A 19,298-nucleotide genomic window follows, 5' to 3' on the forward strand; every position below is an offset into this window, starting at 1 on the left:
ATTGATCCCAGGCTAGGCAAGGAGCGGTGGCGATGACAGGCAAGAAGATTCTCATGCTGGTGGGCGACTATGTCGAAGACTACGAAGCGATGGTGCCGTTCCAGGCGCTGAGCATGGTCGGCCACACCGTGCATGCGGTGTGCCCGGAGAAAATCGCGGGGCAGACGGTGCGTACCGCTATCCACGACTTCGAAGGCGAGCAGACCTACAGCGAAAAACCCGGGCACAACTTTGCCCTCAACTTCGACTTCGTCCAGGCCCGCGCCGAAAGCTACGACGCCTTGCTGATCCCGGGCGGCCGCGCACCTGAGTACCTGCGCCTGAACGAGCAGGTGCTGGCGCTGGTGCGGGCTTTCGACGAGGCGCGCAAGCCGATTGCCGCGGTGTGCCATGGCGCCCAGCTGCTGGCAGCGGCAGGCGTGCTGCGTGGTCGCGAGTGCAGCGCGTACCCTGCCTGCGCGCCGGAAGTGCGTCTGGCCGGAGGTACTTTCATCGATATCGCGGTGGATCAGGCCCACGTCGAGGGCAATCTAGTTACCGCGCCGGCATGGCCGGCGCATCCCGCCTGGCTGGCAGCGTTCCTGAAAGTGCTGGGCACTCGGATTTCTTGAATCGGCCGCTGTGCAGGGGGCGAGGCTGACAGCAAAAAGCGGCAGTTATGTAGGAAATATCCTTTTAGCAGTGGCTATTGTCCGCAAAACCCAGCGCCTGGCGTATCATTAGCCCCCTAACGGCAACCCCAAAACCAGGACCGCTCGCGCATGCTCGCCCTTCTTATCCAGACGCTGAACATCACTGCACCGGTGTTCGCCATGCTGTTCATGGGCGTATTGCTCAAACGTTTGCACCTGATCGACGACAACTTCACCAAGGTTGCCTCGACGCTGGTGTTCAACGTGTGCATGCCGGCGCTGCTGTTCCTTGGCATCTACCATGCCGATCTGGATGCAGCGATCAAACCCGGTGTGCTGGTCTACTTCACCGCAATTACCCTGATCGGCTTCGCCTTGTCCTGGGGCCTGGCGATCTGGCGCGCGCCGCTGGCCGAGCGCGGCATCTACACCCAGGGGGCTTTTCGCGGCAACAACGGCGTTATTGGCCTGGCCCTGGCGGCCAGCCTGTACGGTGATTACGGCATTTCGCTGGGCGCGGTGCTCGCCGGCCTGGTGATCCTCCTGTACAACTCGCTGTCGGCGGTGGTGCTGGCGGTGTACAGCCCGGACCTCAAGTCCGATCCGTGGAGCATCTGCAAAAGTGTTTTCAGCAACCCGCTGATCATCAGCGTGCTGCTCGCCACACCCATGGCCTACGCCCAGGTGCCGCTGCCGAACTGGCTGCTGACCTCGGGCGACTATCTGGCGCAGATGACCCTGCCACTGGCGCTGATCTGCATTGGCGGCACCTTGTCGCTGGCGGCGCTGCGCGACAGCGGCAAGCTGGCGGTGGATGTCAGCCTGGTGAAGATGGTCTGGTTGCCGCTGATCGGCACCCTCGGCGCCTGGCTGTGTGGTTTCCGCGGTGCCGAGCTGGGCATCCTGTTCCTGTACATCGGCAGCCCTACCGCTGCCGCCAGCTATGTCATGGCCCGCGCGGCCAATGCCAATCATCAGTTAGCGGCGGCGATCATCGTCATCACGACCCTGATGGCGGCGATTACCACCAATATCGGCATCTTCATCTTGCAGTGGGGCGGCTGGATCTAGATCCTTGCTGCCTGAACAGAACAACAACAGCAACAACGCTGCCACCTGACCTAAGGACACTCCATGCAAGACCAGAACTCGCCCGAGCGGTTACAGCGCGGCCTGAAAAATCGCCATATCCAGCTGATCGCGCTGGGCGGGGCCATCGGCACCGGGCTGTTCCTGGGCATTGCCCAGACCATCCAGATGGCCGGCCCATCGGTGTTGCTCGGTTATGCCATTGCCGGCCTGATGGCCTTCCTGATCATGCGTCAGCTTGGCGAAATGGTGGTGGAAGAGCCGGTTGCCGGCAGCTTCAGCCACTTCGCCCATAAATACTGGAGCGAGTTTGCCGGCTTTGTCTCGGGCTGGAACTACTGGGTGGTCTATGTGCTGGTAGGCATGGCCGAGCTGACCGCAGTCGGCATCTATGTGCAGTACTGGTGGCCGGACTTCCCGACCTGGGCCACGGCAGCGATCTTCTTTGTGGTGATCAACCTGATCAACCTGACTCAGGTCAAAGTCTACGGCGAGATGGAGTTCTGGTTCGCTCTGGTCAAAATAGTGGCGATTGTCAGCATGATCGGCTTTGGCGCCTGGTTGCTCACCAGCGGCCAGGGTGGCCCGGATGCCAGCGTCGCCAACCTGTGGCAATACGGTGGCTTCTTCCCCAATGGCGTCGGCGGTTTGATCATGGCTCTGGCGGTGATCATGTTCTCGTTCGGCGGCCTGGAGCTGGTCGGTATCACCGCCGCCGAGGCGGAAAACCCGCGGGTGAGCATTCCCAAGGCGACCAACCAGGTGGTGTACCGCATCCTGATCTTCTACATCGGTGCGCTGGCGATCTTGCTGTCGCTGTACCCGTGGCAGAAGGTGGTGCAGGGCGGCAGCCCGTTCGTGATGATCTTCCATGAGCTGGACAGCAACCTGGTCGCGACCATCCTCAACGTAGTGGTACTGACCGCGGCGCTGTCGGTGTACAACAGCTGCGTGTACGCCAACAGCCGCATGCTGTTCGGCCTGGCCAGCCAGGGCGATGCACCGCGTCAATTGCTCAAGGTCAGCCGTCGCGGCGTGCCGCTGACCGCGTTGGGTGTGTCGGCAGCGGCCACCGGTTTGTGCGTGGTGATCAACTACCTGATGCCGGGCGAAGCCTTCGGCCTGTTGATGGCGCTGGCGGTATCAGCGCTGGTGATCAACTGGGCAAGCATCAGCATCACCCACCTGAAATTCCGCAAGGCCAAGATCGCTGCCGGCGAAACGCCGTTCTACCGCAGCTGGGGTCATCCGATCACCAACTACCTGTGCCTGGCGTTCATCGTGCTGATCCTGGTGGTGATGTACCTCACTCCGCCGATCCGCATCTCGGTGATGCTGATCCCGCTGTGGATTGCCGCACTGGGCATTGCGTTCAAGCTCAAGAAGCAGCGTCAGGCCAAGCGCTGAGGTGTTTGCTGCAAGGCCTGCGCGGCTAAACCTGCGCAGGCCTCAGTGCTGACGTCGCCAGGCGCGCACGGTGGTGTAGAGCAGCGTCAGGGCGAGCAGCGGCAGCACGTAGAACAGCATCAGTTTCTCCAGCTTGCCCGCCAACGGCATGCCGGTGGTGAAGGTCACCACATGCAGGCCGTAGGCCAGGTACAGGCAGAGAAACACCAGCCCCTCGGCGCGTGTGACGCGGTAGCCGGAGTAGAACACCGGCAGGCTCAGGCAGGCGACGCCGAGCATTACCGGCAAGTCAAAGGCCAGCGCATTCGGTGAGATCGACAGCGGGGCAGGGGTGACCAGCGCGGTCGCACCCAGCACTGCCAGCAAATTGAACAGGTTGCTGCCGATCACCGTACCTACCGCCACTTCGCGCTCACCGCGCAGCGCCGCAACCAGCGCAGCGGCAAGCTCCGGCAACGAGGTGCAGACGGCGACTACGGTCAGCCCAATGATCCGTTCCGACAGGCCAAGGTCAGTGGCCACTTCCACTGCGGCTTCCAGCAGCAGATGGCCGCCAATGCTGAGCAATACCAGGCCCAACGCGGTCTGCCCCACAGCACCGCTCCAGAAGCGCAGGCGGCTGACCTCGAGGGCATTCGGTGCCGGATAAGTACGCGCGTAGTGGCGCGATTGGTGCCAGAGGATCAACAGATAACCGAGCAGCCCGAGCAGTAGCAGCGCGCCTTCGAAGCGGCCCAGCTGGCCGTTGGCCGCGAGCAGGTAGACCAAGGCGCTGGCGGCCACCATCAACGGGATGTCCAGACGCACCAGTTGGCGCGACACGCGCAGCGGGATGATCAGCGCGGTAAAGCCGAGAATCACCAGCACATTGAAGATGTTGCTGCCGATCACGCTGCCGACAGCGACGTCAGGCGCACCTTGATAGGCCGCTTGCAGGCTGACAGTCAATTGCGGCGCGGTACTGCCGAAGGCAACCAGGCTCAAACCGATGATCAGCGGCCGCACATGCAGGCGCGTGGCCAGGCGCAGGGCGGCGCGCACCAGCAGTTCGGCGCCAAGCACCAGCAGGACAAGGCCCACAGCCAATTGCAGGAGGCTGAAGGTGGGTAGGGTGGCGAGGTCGAAAATGGTCAGGCTCCCGTTGGCTCAGTCGCTCAGACCTTGTACCCGCACTCGCGCGGTTCCGCTACGGATCATGCCGATTTTTTCTGCGGCCGCGCGGGACAGATCGATCAAACGGCCACGGCTGTGTGGTCCGCGGTCATTGATGCGCACCACGACGCTGCGATGGTTGGCCAGGTTGGTGACCAGCACCCGGCTGCCAAAAGCGAGGCTGCGGTGGGCGGCGGTAAGGCCGTGTTGGTTGAAGGGCTCGCCACTGGCGGTCCGTTTGCCATGGTGGCGCGAACCGTAATAGGAGGCGGTGCCGGTCTTGTCGTAACCGCTAGGGTCGATATCGTGACTGGCGCAGCCGGCCAGCAGGGAGAAAAGCGCAAGTGCGCCAAGGGTATGCCGCATGCTCGCGTACGCTCCGCAAAGAATGAGTTGCGCGGTGCACGGCCATGGCTGGCCGTGCACCGCGCAGGGCTTAGCCTTCGAGCTTGGCCTTGAGCAGTTGGTTCACCTGCCCCGGGTTGGCCTTGCCTTTGGAGGCTTTCATCGCCTGGCCGACGAAGAAGCCGAACATCTTGCCGCGCTTGGCTTCATCGGCGGCGCGGTACTGTTCGACCTGCTCGGCATTGGCTGCCAGCATTTCGTCGAGCATGGTCTCGATTGCACCACTGTCGGTGACCTGCTTGAGGCCCTTGCTGTCGATGATGCTGTCGGCGTCGCCTTCGCCTGCGGCCATCGCTTCGAACACGGTCTTGGCAATCTTGCCGCTGATGGTGTTGTCGCGAATACGCAGGAGCATGCCGCCCAGTTGCTCGGCGCTGACCGGCGCCTGGTCGATCTCGACACCGAGCTTGTTGAGCAGGCTGCCCAGCTCGACCATGACCCAGTTGGCGGCGAGCTTGGCGTCGCCACCAATGCGCACCACGGCCTCGAAGTAGTCGGCCTGTTCGCGGCTGGCGGCCAGCACGTTGGCGTCGTAGGCCGACAGGCCGTACTGGCTCTGGAAGCGTTCGACCTTTTGCGGTGGCAGCTCTGGCAGGCTGGCGCGGATGCTCTCGAGCAGGCTGCTCTCGATCACCACCGGCAGCAGGTCAGGGTCGGGGAAGTAACGGTAGTCGTTGGCTTCCTCCTTGCTGCGCATGGAGCGGGTCTCATCCTTGTTCGGGTCGTACAGGCGGGTTTCCTGGATGACCCGGCCGCCGTCTTCGATCAGCTCGATCTGGCGCTGGATTTCGCTGTTGATGGCGCGCTCGATGAAGCGGAACGAGTTGACGTTCTTGATCTCGCAGCGAGTGCCGAACTCGACCTGACCCTTCGGCCGGATCGACACGTTGCAGTCGCAACGCAGCGAACCTTCGGCCATGTTGCCGTCGCAGATGCCCAGGTAACGCACCAGCGCGTGGATCGCCTTGACGTAGGCCACGGCTTCCTTGGCGCTGCGCATGTCCGGCTCGGAAACGATCTCCAGCAGCGGCGTGCCGGCCCGGTTGAGGTCGATGCCGCTGGCGCCGTTGAAGTCTTCGTGCAGGCTTTTGCCGGCGTCTTCTTCAAGGTGCGCACGGGTGATGCCGACGCGCTTGATGGTGCCGTCTTCAAGGGCGATGTCGAGGTGCCCCTTGCCGACGATCGGCAGGTCCATCTGGCTGATCTGATAGCCCTTGGGCAGGTCAGGGTAGAAGTAGTTCTTGCGCGCGAACACGTTGCGCGGGCCGATCTCGGCTTCGATGGCCAGGCCGAACATGCACGCCATGCGCACGGCTTCCTGGTTGAGCACCGGCAGTACGCCAGGCATGCCCAGGTCGATCAGGCTGGCCTGGGTGTTCGGCTCGGAGCCGAAGGTGGTAGCGCTGCCGGAGAAAATCTTCGACTGGGTGGCGAGCTGGGTATGAATCTCCAGCCCGATCACAACTTCCCATTGCATGTGTGAATTCCTCAGAAGCCGGTAGGGGCGCGGGTGTGCCAGTCGGTGACTTGCTGGTAGCGGTGCGCGACGTTGAGCAGGCGGCCTTCCTGGAAGTACGGCGCCAGCAGTTGCACGCCGACGGGCAGGCCGTCGACGAAACCGGCTGGCATCGACAAGCCGGGCAGGCCGGCCAGGTTGGCGGTGATCGTGTAGACGTCTTCGAGGTAGGCGGAGACCGGGTCGTTGCTCTTGGCGCCAAGCTTCCAGGCCGGGTTGGGCGTGGTTGGGCCGAGAATCAGGTCGACGTCTTCGAACGCTGCCATGAAGTCGTTCTTGATCAGGCGGCGAATCTTCTGCGCCTGCAGGTAGTAGGCGTCGTAGTAACCGGCCGACAGCGCGTAGGCGCCAACCATGATCCGACGCTGTACTTCAACGCCGAAACCTTCACCGCGCGAGCGCTTGTAGAGGTCGGTGAGATCCTTCGGATCTTCGCAGCGATAGCCAAAGCGCACGCCATCAAAGCGCGACAGGTTGGACGAGGCTTCAGCGGGGGCGATCACGTAGTACGCCGGGATGGCGTGTTGCATGTTCGGCAGGCTGATCTGCTTGACCACCGCGCCGAGCTGCTCCAGTTCCTTGACGCTGGCATGCACCAGGTCGGCGATGCGCGAGTCGAGGCCGGCACCGAAGTACTCCTTCGGCAGGCCGATGCGCAGGCCTTGCAGCGGCGCGTTGAGGTTGGCGCTGTAATCCGGCACTGGCTCGTCGATGCAGGTCGAGTCCTTGGCGTCGAAGCCGGCCATGCCTTGCAGGAGCAGGGCGCAGTCTTCGGCAGTACGGGCCATCGGGCCGCCCTGATCGAGGCTCGATGCATAGGCGATCATGCCCCAGCGCGAAACACGACCGTAGGTCGGTTTCAGGCCGGTCAGGTTGGTCAGCGCCGCCGGTTGGCGGATCGAGCCGCCGGTATCGGTGCCGGTTGCCACCGGCAGCAGGCGTGCCGCCACGGCTGCTGCCGAACCACCGGACGAACCACCCGGCACGTGCTCGAGGTTCCACGGGTTCTTCACCGGGCCGTAGTGGCTGGATTCGTTGGCTGAACCCATGGCGAATTCGTCCATGTTGGTCTTGCCCAGAGTGACCATACCGGCCTCGGCCAGCATGCTGACCACGGTGGCGTCATACGGCGCGGTGAAGTTGTCGAGCATCTTCGAGCCGCAACTGGTGCGTACGCCCTGGGTGCAGAACAGGTCCTTGTGGGCGATCGGCGCGCCCAGCAGAGGGCCGGTTTCGCCAGCGGCGCGACGGGCGTCAGCAGCGCGCGCCTGATCCAGCGCGCGTTCTTCGGTGACGCTGATGAAGCTGTTCAGTTGCGGATCGAGTTGCTTGATCCGACCCAGCAGGCTCTGGGTCAGCTCTTCGGATGAAAACGACTTGTCGGCGAGTCCGCGGGCGATCTCGGCCAGGGTCAATTGATGCATGGCAGGTGCTTTCCCTTACTCGATGACTTTTGGAACCAGGTACAGACCGTTCTCGGTCGACGGGGCGATGGCTTGATACGCGTCACGCTGGTTGCTTTCGGTAACTTGGTCGGGGCGCAGACGTTGGCTGGCCTCCAGGGGGTGGGCGAGCGGTTCGATACCGCTGGTGTCGACAGCTTGCATCTGGTCGACCAACCCGAGGATGCTGTTCAAGGCATCGGTGATGCGCGGCAGTTCGCCTTCATTCAGCCCCAGTCGGGCCAGATGGGCGATCTTTTCCACGTCGGAGCGTTGCAGCGCCATGGGGAATCTCCAGAAAAACCAAACGGAATTAGTTCCGCGATGAGGAACATGCCGGCATTTTGGCGGTCATACAGCCGCGATCATCTGCAGGCTTGCTCGGAAAAACTGCCAATTTAACATATTGGCTCCTTGCCCAAAATCCCTGCCATTGTTAGAGTTTGCCGCACTTTTTTACCCACGCTTTCCCCAGGGTCACTTTCCCATGTTCAAGAAACTGCGTGGCATGTTTTCCAGCGATCTGTCTATCGACCTGGGTACTGCCAACACCCTTATTTACGTGCGTGAGCGCGGTATCGTCCTGAATGAGCCCTCGGTTGTTGCCATCCGTACCCACGGCAACCAGAAAAGCGTCGTCGCCGTCGGGACTGAAGCCAAACGTATGCTGGGCCGTACGCCCGGCAACATTGCAGCCATTCGTCCGATGAAAGACGGCGTCATCGCCGACTTCAGCGTTTGTGAAAAAATGTTGCAGTACTTCATCAACAAGGTTCACGAAAACAGCTTCCTGCAGCCCAGCCCACGTGTGCTGATCTGCGTGCCGTGCAAATCGACCCAGGTCGAGCGCCGCGCGATCCGTGAATCGGCGCTGGGCGCCGGTGCACGTGAAGTGTTCCTGATCGAGGAGCCAATGGCTGCGGCCATCGGTGCCGGCCTGCCGGTCGAAGAAGCGCGTGGCTCGATGGTCGTCGATATCGGTGGTGGTACCACTGAAATCGCGCTGATCTCGCTCAACGGTGTGGTCTACGCCGAATCGGTACGGGTTGGCGGCGATCGCTTCGACGAAGCTATCGTTACCTACGTGCGCCGCAACTACGGCAGCCTGATCGGTGAATCCACTGCCGAGCGCATCAAACAGGAAATCGGCACCGCCTACCCAGGTGGTGAAGTACGTGAAGTCGACGTACGTGGCCGTAACCTGGCCGAGGGCGTGCCGCGTGCCTTTACCCTGAACTCCAACGAAGTGCTCGAAGCGCTGCAGGAATCCCTGGCGACCATCGTCCAGGCGGTCAAGAGCGCCCTTGAGCAGTCGCCGCCGGAACTGGCCTCGGACATCGCTGAGCGCGGTCTGGTGCTGACCGGTGGTGGCGCGCTGCTGCGCGACCTCGACAAGCTGCTGGCGCAGGAAACCGGCCTGCCGGTGATCGTCGCCGAAGACCCGCTGACCTGTGTGGCTCGTGGCGGTGGTCGTGCGTTGGAAATGATGGACAAACACGCAATGGATCTGCTCTCGAGCGAGTGATTCACGGCGCTGTTCAACGTCCGGTAATGATCGCCTGGTTTACAGGTAGCACTCGCAGTGCTACCTGTATGCGCTGGGTTGGCGTCCGTGGGGCGCTGTTTCCGTCAATTCGCAGCAGGCCGGTGCTCCGCTTCATGTCCAGTCACCTCCTGAATCGTCGTCCACGAGGAACGGCCCATTAAACCGCTTTTCTCCAAGGGCCCTTCGCTGGGCGTTCGTCTGCTGGTACTGGTGGTGCTCTCGGTTGCCTTGATGGTGGTCGACTCGCGCTTCGCCCTGCTCAAACCAGTGCGTAGCCAGATGGGCCTGGTGCTGATGGAGTCGTATTGGCTCACAGACCTCCCGCAGCGCGTATTTCAGGGTGTCGCCAGCCAGTTCGGCAGCCGCACCGAGCTTGCCGCCGAGAACGAAAAACTCAAGACCGAAGCCCTGCTGTTGCAGGGGCGCTTGCAAAAGCTGGCGGCCCTGACCGAGCAGAACGTGCGCCTGCGCGAGTTGCTCAACTCGTCGGCGCTGGTCAACGAGAAGGTTGAAGTGGCCGAGCTGATCGGCGTCGACCCCAATCCGTTCACCCACCGTATCCTGATCAACAAGGGCGAGCGCGACGGCGTCTTCCTCGGCCAGCCGGTGCTCGATGCCCGCGGCCTGATGGGCCAGGTGGTCGAGCTGATGCCTTACACCTCGCGGGTACTGCTGCTCACCGACTCCACCCACAGCATTCCGGTGCAGGTCAACCGCAACGGCTTGCGCGCCATCGCCAGTGGTACCGGTAACCCGGAGCGGCTTGAGCTGCGCCATGTTGCCGACACTGCCGATGTCAAAGAGGGCGACTTGCTGGTGAGCTCGGGCATGGGTCAGCGCTTCCCGGCCGGTTACCCGGTGGCCACGGTCAACGAAGTGATCCACGATTCCGGTCAGCCGTTCGCGATCGTGCGCGCCATCCCTACTGCGGCGCTCAACCGCAGCCGCTATATGCTGCTTGTGTTCAGCGACCGCCGCACCCCGGAGCAGCGTGCGACCGAGGCAGCCATGGCCCAGGAAGAAGCTGATCGGCAGGGTACGGCGCAGCCGCCAGCCGCAGCTGCTACCGAGCAAGCCACGCCTGCTGCCAGCGCGCCAGCAAGCACTGCGCCCGCCACCCCGGCTGCTCCTGCGGCAACGCCAGCGGCACCCGTCAATCCGGCTGCGACGCCTGCTGCGTCGCCCAGCCAACCGCGGAGGCAATGATGGCCAGTTCGCGCAGTAGAAACGGTTGGGTCATCTGGCTCAGCTTCGCCATCGGCCTGTTGCTCAGCGTCTCGCCGATGCCGCAGTTCATGGAAGTGTTCCGGCCGATGTGGCTGGCCCTGCTGGTGTCATTCTGGGTACTCAACGTACCGAACAAGGTTGGCATGACCACCGCCTTCGTGCTGGGCCTGGCAGAGGATGTGCTGTACGGCACCCTGCTGGGGCAGAACGCGCTGATCCTGACCCTGATCGCCTTCCTGGTGCTGTCGTTGCAGCAGCGCCTGCGCATGTTCCCGCTGTGGCAGCAGAGCCTGGTGATCCTGGTGATCTTCGGCATCGCCCAGTTGATCCAGTTGTGGCTCAGTGCCCTGACCGGCAATCGCCTGCCGACCCTGGCGCTGGTGTGGTCGGCAGTCATCAGTGCGCTGCTCTGGCCGTGGATCAGCTTTGCCTTGCGCGACCTGCGCCGCCGCCTGCACATCAACTGACCGGCATCGCCGCGCCTGACAGGGATATGTCCACATGAAGCCACTCTATCTCGCCTCTGGCTCGCCGCGTCGTCGTGAACTGTTGACCCAGATTGGCGTGCCGTTCACCACCGTCAGCGCACCCATCGATGAAACCCCGCTTGCCGAGGAAAACGCCGAGGCTTATGTCGAGCGCCTGGCTCGCGCCAAGGCAGCTGCCGGACTGGCCCATATCACGGGTGCTGGTGTGGTACTCGGTGCCGATACTGCGGTGGTGCTTGATGGGCGCATTCTCGGCAAGCCTGAAAGCCGCGAACACGGCCTGGCTATGCTCGCTGAACTGGCTGGGCGCGAGCATCAGGTACTTACCGCAGTTGCTCTGGATGATGGCCAGCAGGTCCGAAGCCTGTGCGTCGCCAGCACCGTACGTTTTCGCTCGATCGGCCCTGACGAGGCCAGCCGCTATTGGGCCAGCGGAGAGCCGCTGGACAAAGCCGGCGGCTATGCCATCCAGGGTTTGGCCGCGATTTTTGTCACCGCACTGAGCGGCAGCTATTCGGCCGTGGTCGGCCTGCCGCTCAGCGAAACCGCCGATTTGCTCGGCCAGTTCGGCATCCCCTGCTGGCAACTGCCAGCAGCTCAGGCAGAGGGTTGAACGCAGCGCTAGCCAGGGATCGGTCAGCGATCCATCATAACCCCAGACCTTTGATGAGAACCTGCCATGAGTGAAGAGATCCTGATCAACATCACGCCGATGGAATCGCGCGTGGCAGTGGTTGAAAACGGTGTTCTGCAGGAGGTGCATGTCGAGCGCACACTGCGCCGCGGTATCGTTGGCAATATCTACAAAGGCAAGGTGGTGCGGGTTCTGCCGGGCATGCAGGCAGCCTTCGTCGATATTGGCCTGGACCGCGCGGCGTTCATTCATGCCTCGGAGATTTCCCAGCGCGAAGGCTCGGCGGTCGAGACCATCACTGCGCTGGTGCATGAAGGCCAGTCACTGGTGGTGCAGGTCACCAAGGATCCGATCGGCACCAAGGGCGCGCGGCTGACTACTCAGCTGTCGATTCCGTCGCGCTATCTGGTGTACATGCCGCGTAGCAGTCACGTCGGTATTTCGCTGAAGATCGAGGACGAAGCCGAACGCGAGCGCCTCAAGCAGGTGGTCAACAGCTGCATCGAGCAGGAAAACGTCAAGGACGCCGGCGGCTTCATCCTGCGCACCGCTGCCGAAGGCGCTCGCCAGGACGACATCCTCCAGGACATCCGCTACCTGCGCCGGCTGTGGGAGCAGATCGCCAGCCAGATCCAGACCTGCGGTGCACCGACGGTCATTTACGAAGACCTCGGCCTGGCGCTGCGGACCTTGCGTGACCTGGTCAACCACAAGATCGAGAAAATCCGCATCGACTCGCGGGAAACCTTCCAGAAAACCACGCAGTTCGTCGGTGAACTGATGCCGGAGATTGCCGACCGCCTCGAACACTATCCGGGCGAGCGGCCGATCTTCGACCTGTATGGTGTCGAAGACGAAATCCAGCGTGCGCTCGAGCGCAAGGTGCCGCTCAAGTCTGGTGGCTACCTGGTGGTCGATCCGGCCGAGGCGATGACCACCATCGACGTCAATACTGGCGCCTTCGTCGGCCATCGCAACCTCGAAGAAACCATCTTCAAGACCAACCTCGAGGCGGCCACGGCGATCGCCCGCCAGCTGCGCCTGCGCAACATCGGCGGGATCATCATCATCGACTTCATCGACATGGAAGACCAGGAGCACCAACGCCAGGTGCTGCGCACCCTGGAAAAACAGCTCGAACGTGATCACGCCAAGACCAACATCATCGGCATCACCGAGCTGGGTCTGGTGCAGATGACCCGCAAGCGCACCCGCGAGAGCCTTGAGCAAGTCTTGTGCGAGCCGTGCGCCGGCTGCCAGGGCCGCGGCAAGCTGAAAACCGCCGAAACCATCTGCTACGAAATCTTCCGCGAGATCCTCCGTGAAGCGCGGGCTTATCAGGCCGAGGGCTACCGTGTGCTGGCCAACCAGAAGGTGGTCGATCGTCTGCTCGATGAAGAGTCCGGTAACGTTGCTGAGCTGGAAGCGTTCATCGGCCGCACCATCCGCTTCCAGGTCGAGACCATGTACTCCCAGGAACAATACGATGTGGTGCTCCTCTGACGCGTCCTGAAAACCATCGCCGGTTGGCGAAAGTCGCGCTTGCAGCCATAGTTAAAGCACGTTTTGGAGGGCCATGGCCATGGAGCGTCTGACCCGCGTTCTGAGCGCCTTGACCCGTTGGGGGCTGGGCTTGTGTGCCTTGCTGGCGGTGCTGGTGGCGCTGTATGTGAGCATCGGCCGGCAACTGGTGCCGCTGGTGGCAGAGTATCGCGCCGACGTTGAGAGCAAGGCTGAGCAGGCCCTCGGCCTGCCGGTACATATCGGCGCACTGGAAGGCCGCTGGAGTGGCCTGGCACCGGTGCTGCGTGTGCGTGATCTGCAGCTGGGCGAGGGCGCCGATGCGCTGCGCCTGGATGACGTCAAGGCCGTGCCTGATCTGTGGGGCAGCCTCAAGGCCCGCGAAGTGCGCCTGGCGCGCATCCAGCTGGGCGGCCTGCAGTTGATTCTGCGCGAGGACGAGCAGGGCTCCTGGGCGCTGGAAGGCCTGCCCAAGCAGGACGACACCCCGCTCGACCCGGTGCAGTTGCTGCAGCGCTTGCAGCAGCTGGGGCGGATCGACGTATTCGATAGCCAGGTCACACTGCACCCCTGGCAGCGCGATCCCCTGACCCTGACTTACGTCAGCGTTGGCTTGCAGGCCGGCGCCTCGCGCCAGGCGCTGGATGCACGGGCGACCCTGCCCGATGGGCAGCCACTGGCGCTCAATCTGCGTAGCCGGGCCACGGCTGATAACTGGCGCGATGGCTCCCTGGACGGCTACCTGAGCCTGCCGCAAAGCGACTGGTCGCACTGGCTGCCACCCAAGCTGCTTGGCCAGTGGCGCGCCGAAGCACTGCGCGCGGGCGGCGAATTCTGGGTAGGTGTGCGCAAGGGCCAGTTGCAGCACGCAAGCGTGCGCCTCAACGCGCCGCACCTGCGCGGTGCCTACAGCAGCCGCAAGCCCGTCAGCCTGGATGACCTTGCCTTGTCCGCCTGGCTGCAGCGTGGTGAGGACGGTTACCAGCTAGTGCTCGACTCGCTGGCGGCTAGCATCGGCAAGCAGCGTTGGGAAACCCACCTGCAAGCCCGACAGCACAGCGCTTCGACACCTCTCGAAGAATCCTGGCAGGTCCAGGCCGACACCCTCGACCTGACCCCTCTGACCCCCTTGATCAATGCTTTGGCGCCGTTGCCGGACAACCTCATGGCGGTGGTCGACGGGCTCAAGGTGACCGGCGCGCTGCATAACGTGAAGCTGGATATCCGGCCCAAGGCCGAAGGTGATCAGCGCCTGCAGTTTGCCGCCAACCTGGACCGCGTCGGCTTCAACGCCTACCACGGTGCGCCGGCGGCGGGGAACGTCAGCGGCAGCATCAGCGGCGACCTCGGTCATGGCGAATTGCGCCTGGATACCGATGCGTTCATGCTGCATCTGTATCCGATCTTCGCCAAACCCTGGCATTACCAGAAAGCCAATGCTTTGCTCACCTGGCGCCTGGATCAGGAGGGCTTCACCCTGATCGCACCGTACCTCAAGGTACTTGGCGAAGAAGGCAAGATCGCCGGCGACTTCCTGATCCGCCTGCTGTTCGAGGAAGGCCGCGAAGACTACATGGACCTTCGCGTCGGCCTGACCGAAGGCGATGGTCGCTACACCGCCAAATATCTGCCCGAAGTCCTTAGCCCGGCCCTCGATGAATGGCTGCGCAGTGCCATCGTCAAGGGCACTGTGGATGAGGGCTACTTCCAGTATCAGGGTTCGCTGAACCACGATGCCACCCCCGAAGCGCGCAGTATCAGCCTGTTCTTCAAGGTGCGTGACGCGGCGCTGGACTTCCAGCCCGGCTGGCCTCAGGTGCAGCAGGTGGCCGGCGATGTGCTGATCGAAGACAGCGGCGTGCGCATCAAGGCCCGGCAAGGCCTGTTGCTCGACACCAAGGTCAGCGATGTCACGGTGAACATCCCCCACGTTGACGCTGGCCAGGACAGCCATCTGTACCTGACCGGCAACTTCGCCGGCCCGCTCGGCGATGGCCTGAAGATCCTCCAAGAGGCGCCGATCGGCACTGCTGATATTTTCGCTGGCTGGGAAGGTGAAGGCCCGCTCAACGGCAAGCTCAACCTCGATATCCCAATGGCACACCGCAAGCTACCCAAGGTCAAGGTCGACTTCAGCACCGCTGATGCGCGCCTCAAGGTCGAGCCGCCGGAGCTGCAACTGAGCAAGCTCAAGGGCGATTTCACCTTCGACCTGGACAAGGGCCTGAGCGGCAACAACATCAGCCTGCAGGCCTTTGGCAAACCGGTCACCGCGCAAATCGTCGCCGAGGGCCAGCCCGGTCAGATGCAGACCCGCATCAATGCCTCTGGCCAGGTCGCGTTGAAGACCTTGACCGACTGGCTGCAGGTCAAGCAGGCCTTGCCTGCCAGCGGCGAGATTCCCTATCAGCTGCAGCTGAGCCTGGGCAGCCGGGACAATCGCCTGACCGTCGATTCTTCGCTCAAAGGCCTCAGCATCGACTTGCCGGCGCCCTTTGCCAAGGCTGCCCAGGATACCCGTGACAGCCGCTTCAGCATGACCCTGCAAGGTAACGAGCGACGCTTCGATGCCCGTTATGGGGACAGCACACGCTTCGCCTACGCAGCGCCCGGCGGCAAGCTTGACCAAGGCCGCGGCGAGCTGCTGCTGGGCGCGGGCGAGCCACAGCTGCCTGGTGGCAAGGGCCTGCGCGTGCGTGGCCGGCTCGACACGCTCGATCTTGAAGCGTGGCAGCAGCAGGCACAGCGCCTGGCCGGCGATGACCCCGGTGGCAGTGCCCGGCAGACCCTGCAAAGCGTCGATCTGAGCATCGGCCAGATACAAGCTTTCGGCACCCAACTGAACCAGGCCGTGGTCCGCCTGGCCCGTGTCGCCAGTGCCTGGGACCTGCGCCTGGACAGCCGCGAGGTGATCGGCAACGCACGCATTCCGGATGCCAAGGCGCAGCCCATGGTGGTCAAACTGCAGAGCCTGCGCCTGCCACCGGCCGATCCAGCGCAAGCGCAGGACGACAATGCCCCCGACCCGCTGGCCAGTTTCGACCCGCGCAAGGTCCCTGCGCTGGACCTGAGCATCGACAAGCTGTATCGCGGTGATGACCTGTTCGGTTCGGTAGCGCTGAAATTGCGACCGACCCCGCGCGGCGTGTCTTTCAATGGCGTCGACCTGCTGATCAAGGGCCTGCACATCGACGGTAATGGCGCCTGGGAAGGTCCGCCGGGCAGCACTGCGAGCTGGTACAAGGGCCGCCTGGATGGCAAGAACCTGGCCGATGTGCTGCAGGGCTTTGGCTTTGCGCCAACGGTAACCAGCCGCGACTTCCATCTGGATGTCGATGGCCGCTGGCCTGGCTCGCCGGCCTGGATCGACACCAAGCGCTTCTCCGGCAGCCTCGATGCGTCGTTGCGCAGTGGTCAGTTCGTCGAGGTCGAGGGCGGCGCCCAGGCGTTGCGCGTGTTCGGCCTGCTCAACTTCAACTCGATCGGTCGGCGCCTGCGCCTGGACTTCTCCGACCTGTTCGAGAAGGGTCTTGGCTATGACCGGGTCAAGGGCCTGCTGGTGGCTAGTGAAGGCGTTTACGTGACCCGTGAGCCGATTACCGTCACCGGGCCGTCCAGCAACTTCGAGCTCGATGGCACCATGGACATGGTGCGTGATCGCATCGCTGCCAACCTCCAGGTCACCCTGCCGGTCACCAACAACCTGCCGTTGGCGGCGTTGATCGTCGGCGCGCCGGCCATTGGTGGTGCGCTGTTTCTGGTCGATCAATTGATTGGTGATCGAATTTCGCGCTTTGCCAGCGTGCACTATCGCGTCGATGGCTCGTGGAAAGAGCCTAAGATCACCTTTGTGAAACCTTTCGAAAAGTCTCGCTAGGAGTGCCGATGAAAGCAGCGGTGATTCAGATGGTCAGCCAGGACGATGTGATGGCCAACCTGCAGCGGGCCGGTGTATTGCTCGAGCAAGCCGCTGCCGCCGGCGCTCGGCTCGCGGTGCTGCCGGAAAACTTCGCTGCCATGGGCCGGCGCGATGCCGCTGCGATCGGCCTGGCCGAGGCGCGTGGCGAAGGGCCGATCCTGCCATGGTTGAAACGCACCGCTCGCGCCCTCAAGTTATGGATAGTTGCCGGCACCTTGCCGTTGCCCCCGCTCGGCCAGCCGGACGCCAAGGCGCATGCCTGTTCGCTGCTGATCGACGAGCACGGTGAGGTGGTCGCACGCTACGACAAGCTGCACCTGTTCGATGTCGATGTGGCCGACAACCGCGGTCGTTACCGTGAATCGGATGACTATGCCCACGGCAGCCAGGTGGTGGTGGCCGACACGCCGCTGGGCAAGGTAGGCCTGTCGGTCTGTTATGACCTGCGCTTCCCTGAACTGTACAGTGCACTGAGGGCGGCCGGCGCGGAGTTGATCACGGCCCCCGCAGCATTTACTGCGGTGACCGGTGCGGCGCATTGGGAGGTACTGATTCGCGCCCGAGCCATCGAAACCCAATGCTATCTGTTGGCGGCGGCCCAGGGCGGAATCCACCCCGGCCCCCGCGAAACCCACGGTCAGGCGGCGATCGTCGACCCCTGGGGGCGCATCATCGCCCAGCAGGCTCGCGGTGAAGCGGTGCTGCTGGCCGAGCGCGACATAGATCAACAAGCGTCCATCCGGGCGCGGATGCCGGTGATTACGCACCGGCGCTTTTTCTCGCAGGACGCTTTGCGGCCTGCGCACACCTCGGAGTGACTATGAGCCAGATGTTAACCACCGTCAGCGACCAGCTGCTTGCCCCGGGCGGACTGACCCTGGACAGCCTGCAGGCTGTACTGGGCGAGTTGGCCGGGCCCGGCATCGATGCTGCCGATCTGTACTTCCAGGGCCAGATTTCTGAAACCTGGGCGCTGGAAGACGGCATCGTCAAAGAAGGCAGCTTCAACCTCGACCAAGGCGTTGGCGTGCGCGCCCTGTCTGGTGAGAAAACCGGCTTCGCCTACAGCAATGCGATCAACCTCGAAGCCCTGACCTCGGCCGCACGCGCCGCCCGGTCGATCTCGCGTGCCGGCCAGAACGGCACGGTGCAGGCGTTTCGCAGCCAGGATGTGACCCAGCTGTACACCCCGAACAACCCGCTGGATGTGCTCAGCCGTGCCGACAAGGTCGAACTGCTCAAGCGCGTCGACGTCGCCACGCGGGCCCTTGACCCGCGCATCCAGCAGGTCAGCGTGAGCATGGCCGGGGTCTGGGAGCGGATTCTGGTGGCCGCTGCCGATGGCGGCCTGGCTGCCGACGTGCGTCCGCTGGTGCGCTTCAATGTCAGTGTGATCGTCGAGAAGGACGGCCGCCGTGAACGTGGCGGGCAGGGCGGTGGTGGGCGGACCGACTACCGCTTCTTCACCGAGGAGCGGGTCATGGGCTATGCCCGTGAAGCCCTGCGCCAGGCGCTGGTCAACCTCGAAGCCAAGCCGGCGCCGGCCGGCACCTTGCCAGTGGTGCTTGGCCCGGGCTGGTCCGGCGTGCTTCTGCACGAGGCGGTCGGCCATGGCCTGGAAGGCGATTTCAACCGCAAGGGCAGTTCCGCCTACAGCGGGCAGATCGGCCAGAAGGTTGCCTCCAGCCTGTGCACCATCGTCGATGACGGCACTCTGCAGGATCGTCGCGGCTCGCTCAGCGTCGACGACGAAGGTACGCCAACCGAGTGCACCACGCTGATCGAGAACGGCATCCTCAAAGGCTACATGCAGGACAAGCTCAACGCGCGCCTGATGGGCATGGCAGTGACCGGTAACGGCCGCCGCGAATCTTACGCGCACCTGCCGATGCCGCGTATGACCAACACCTACATGCGCGCAGGCGAGAGCGATCCCGAAGAGATCATCGCTTCGGTCAAGAAGGGCATCTACTGTGCCAACCTGGGCGGTGGCCAGGTCGATATCACCAGCGGCAAGTTCGTCTTCTCCACCAGTGAGGCGTATCTGATCGAAGACGGCAAGATCACCGCGCCGGTCAAGGGGGCGACGTTGATTGGCAATGGGCCGGAGGCGATGAGCCGGGTATCGATGGTCGGTAACGACCTGGCGCTGGACAGCGGCGTCGGTACCTGTGGCAAGGATGGTCAGTCGGTGCCGGTGGGCGTTGGCCAGCCGACCCTGAAGCTGGATGCGATCACCGTCGGCGGTACCGGCGGGTGAGCGTAGTGCGCAGCAAGCGCGCCTCCACCACGGTGGGGGCGGGCTTGCCGCGCACGAGGC

16 protein-coding genes are annotated in these 19,298 nt (G+C 63.4%); 11 read left to right on the plus strand and 5 right to left on the minus strand.

All coding sequences use genetic code 11. The annotated features are described in order from the left end of the window. Positions 1 to 32: 32 nt before the first annotated feature. The 3 genes from K3F44_RS00095 to K3F44_RS00105 all read left to right on the plus strand — a co-directional run bounded on the left by K3F44_RS00095 (position 33) and on the right by K3F44_RS00105 (position 3,128). Positions 33 to 611, plus strand: coding sequence for a DJ-1/PfpI family protein (locus K3F44_RS00095; RefSeq protein WP_101316806.1), 579 nt, complete (start codon positions 33 to 35; stop codon positions 609 to 611). Between the two features lie 150 nt (positions 612 to 761). Then, on the plus strand, positions 762 to 1,703 hold the full coding sequence (locus K3F44_RS00100) for an AEC family transporter (protein WP_101316808.1): 942 nt from the start codon (positions 762 to 764) through the stop codon (positions 1,701 to 1,703). Between the two features lie 63 nt (positions 1,704 to 1,766). After that, positions 1,767 to 3,128 carry an amino acid permease gene (locus K3F44_RS00105; protein ID WP_101316810.1) on the plus strand — a complete coding sequence of 454 codons (1,362 nt, stop codon included), beginning with the start codon at positions 1,767 to 1,769 and terminating at the stop codon, positions 3,126 to 3,128. 42 nt (positions 3,129 to 3,170) lie between these two features. Here K3F44_RS00105 and K3F44_RS00110 read toward each other — a convergent pair whose 3' ends face one another. The 5 genes from K3F44_RS00110 to gatC form a co-directional block, all read right to left on the minus strand. Next, positions 3,171 to 4,214, minus strand: a complete 1,044-nt coding sequence (locus K3F44_RS00110) for a calcium/sodium antiporter (protein WP_101316812.1) — start codon at positions 4,212 to 4,214, stop codon at positions 3,171 to 3,173. A 60-nt stretch (positions 4,215 to 4,274) separates the two neighbouring features. Further along, positions 4,275 to 4,646 carry a septal ring lytic transglycosylase RlpA family protein gene (locus K3F44_RS00115; protein WP_220633140.1) on the minus strand — a complete coding sequence of 124 codons (372 nt, stop codon included), beginning with the start codon at positions 4,644 to 4,646 and terminating at the stop codon, positions 4,275 to 4,277. Between the two features lie 70 nt (positions 4,647 to 4,716). Next, positions 4,717 to 6,162: an Asp-tRNA(Asn)/Glu-tRNA(Gln) amidotransferase subunit GatB gene (gatB, locus tag K3F44_RS00120; protein ID WP_103436164.1), complete on the minus strand. Its 1,446-nt coding sequence runs from the start codon at positions 6,160 to 6,162 to the stop codon at positions 4,717 to 4,719. An 11-nt stretch (positions 6,163 to 6,173) separates the two neighbouring features. After that, positions 6,174 to 7,625: an Asp-tRNA(Asn)/Glu-tRNA(Gln) amidotransferase subunit GatA gene (gene gatA, locus K3F44_RS00125; RefSeq protein ID WP_220633141.1), complete on the minus strand. Its 1,452-nt coding sequence runs from the start codon at positions 7,623 to 7,625 to the stop codon at positions 6,174 to 6,176. Positions 7,626 to 7,640: 15 nt separating this feature from the next. After that, positions 7,641 to 7,928, minus strand: a complete 288-nt coding sequence (gene gatC / locus K3F44_RS00130) for an Asp-tRNA(Asn)/Glu-tRNA(Gln) amidotransferase subunit GatC (RefSeq protein WP_101316820.1) — start codon at positions 7,926 to 7,928, stop codon at positions 7,641 to 7,643. Positions 7,929 to 8,130: 202 nt separating this feature from the next. Here gatC and mreB point away from each other — a divergent pair, with 202 nt between their 5' ends. The 8 genes from mreB (at position 8,131) to tldD (ending at position 19,238) form a co-directional block, all read left to right on the plus strand. Beyond that, positions 8,131 to 9,168, plus strand: a complete 1,038-nt coding sequence (gene mreB, locus K3F44_RS00135) for a rod shape-determining protein MreB (RefSeq protein WP_003255163.1) — start codon at positions 8,131 to 8,133, stop codon at positions 9,166 to 9,168. Positions 9,169 to 9,375: 207 nt separating this feature from the next. After that, positions 9,376 to 10,395: a rod shape-determining protein MreC gene (gene mreC / locus K3F44_RS00140; protein WP_219855908.1), complete on the plus strand. Its 1,020-nt coding sequence runs from the start codon at positions 9,376 to 9,378 to the stop codon at positions 10,393 to 10,395. Beyond that, positions 10,395 to 10,883 (plus strand): rod shape-determining protein MreD, encoded by a 489-nt coding sequence (gene mreD / locus K3F44_RS00145; protein ID WP_101316824.1) that lies wholly within the window; start codon positions 10,395 to 10,397, stop codon positions 10,881 to 10,883. The genes mreC and mreD overlap by 1 nt, the downstream gene beginning before the upstream one ends. A 34-nt stretch (positions 10,884 to 10,917) precedes the next feature. Beyond that, positions 10,918 to 11,517: a nucleoside triphosphate pyrophosphatase gene (locus K3F44_RS00150; RefSeq protein ID WP_188035451.1), complete on the plus strand. Its 600-nt coding sequence runs from the start codon at positions 10,918 to 10,920 to the stop codon at positions 11,515 to 11,517. 66 nt (positions 11,518 to 11,583) lie between these two features. Beyond that, positions 11,584 to 13,041, plus strand: coding sequence for a ribonuclease G (gene rng, locus K3F44_RS00155; protein ID WP_101316828.1), 1,458 nt, complete (start codon positions 11,584 to 11,586; stop codon positions 13,039 to 13,041). Between the two features lie 73 nt (positions 13,042 to 13,114). Next, entirely contained in the window at positions 13,115 to 16,936 is a 3,822-nt protein-coding gene (locus tag K3F44_RS00160) for a YhdP family protein (RefSeq protein WP_220633142.1), read from the plus strand. 8 nt (positions 16,937 to 16,944) lie between these two features. Then, positions 16,945 to 17,796, plus strand: coding sequence for a carbon-nitrogen hydrolase family protein (locus K3F44_RS00165; RefSeq protein WP_101316832.1), 852 nt, complete (start codon positions 16,945 to 16,947; stop codon positions 17,794 to 17,796). A gap of 2 nt (positions 17,797 to 17,798) precedes the next feature. Further along, on the plus strand, positions 17,799 to 19,238 hold the full coding sequence (gene tldD / locus K3F44_RS00170) for a metalloprotease TldD (protein ID WP_103436172.1): 1,440 nt from the start codon (positions 17,799 to 17,801) through the stop codon (positions 19,236 to 19,238). The last annotated feature ends 60 nt before the right edge of the window (positions 19,239 to 19,298 follow it).

Source organism: Pseudomonas sp. S07E 245, from assembly GCF_019599025.1.
Classification (GTDB): Bacteria; Pseudomonadota; Gammaproteobacteria; order Pseudomonadales; family Pseudomonadaceae; genus Aquipseudomonas; species Aquipseudomonas shirazensis.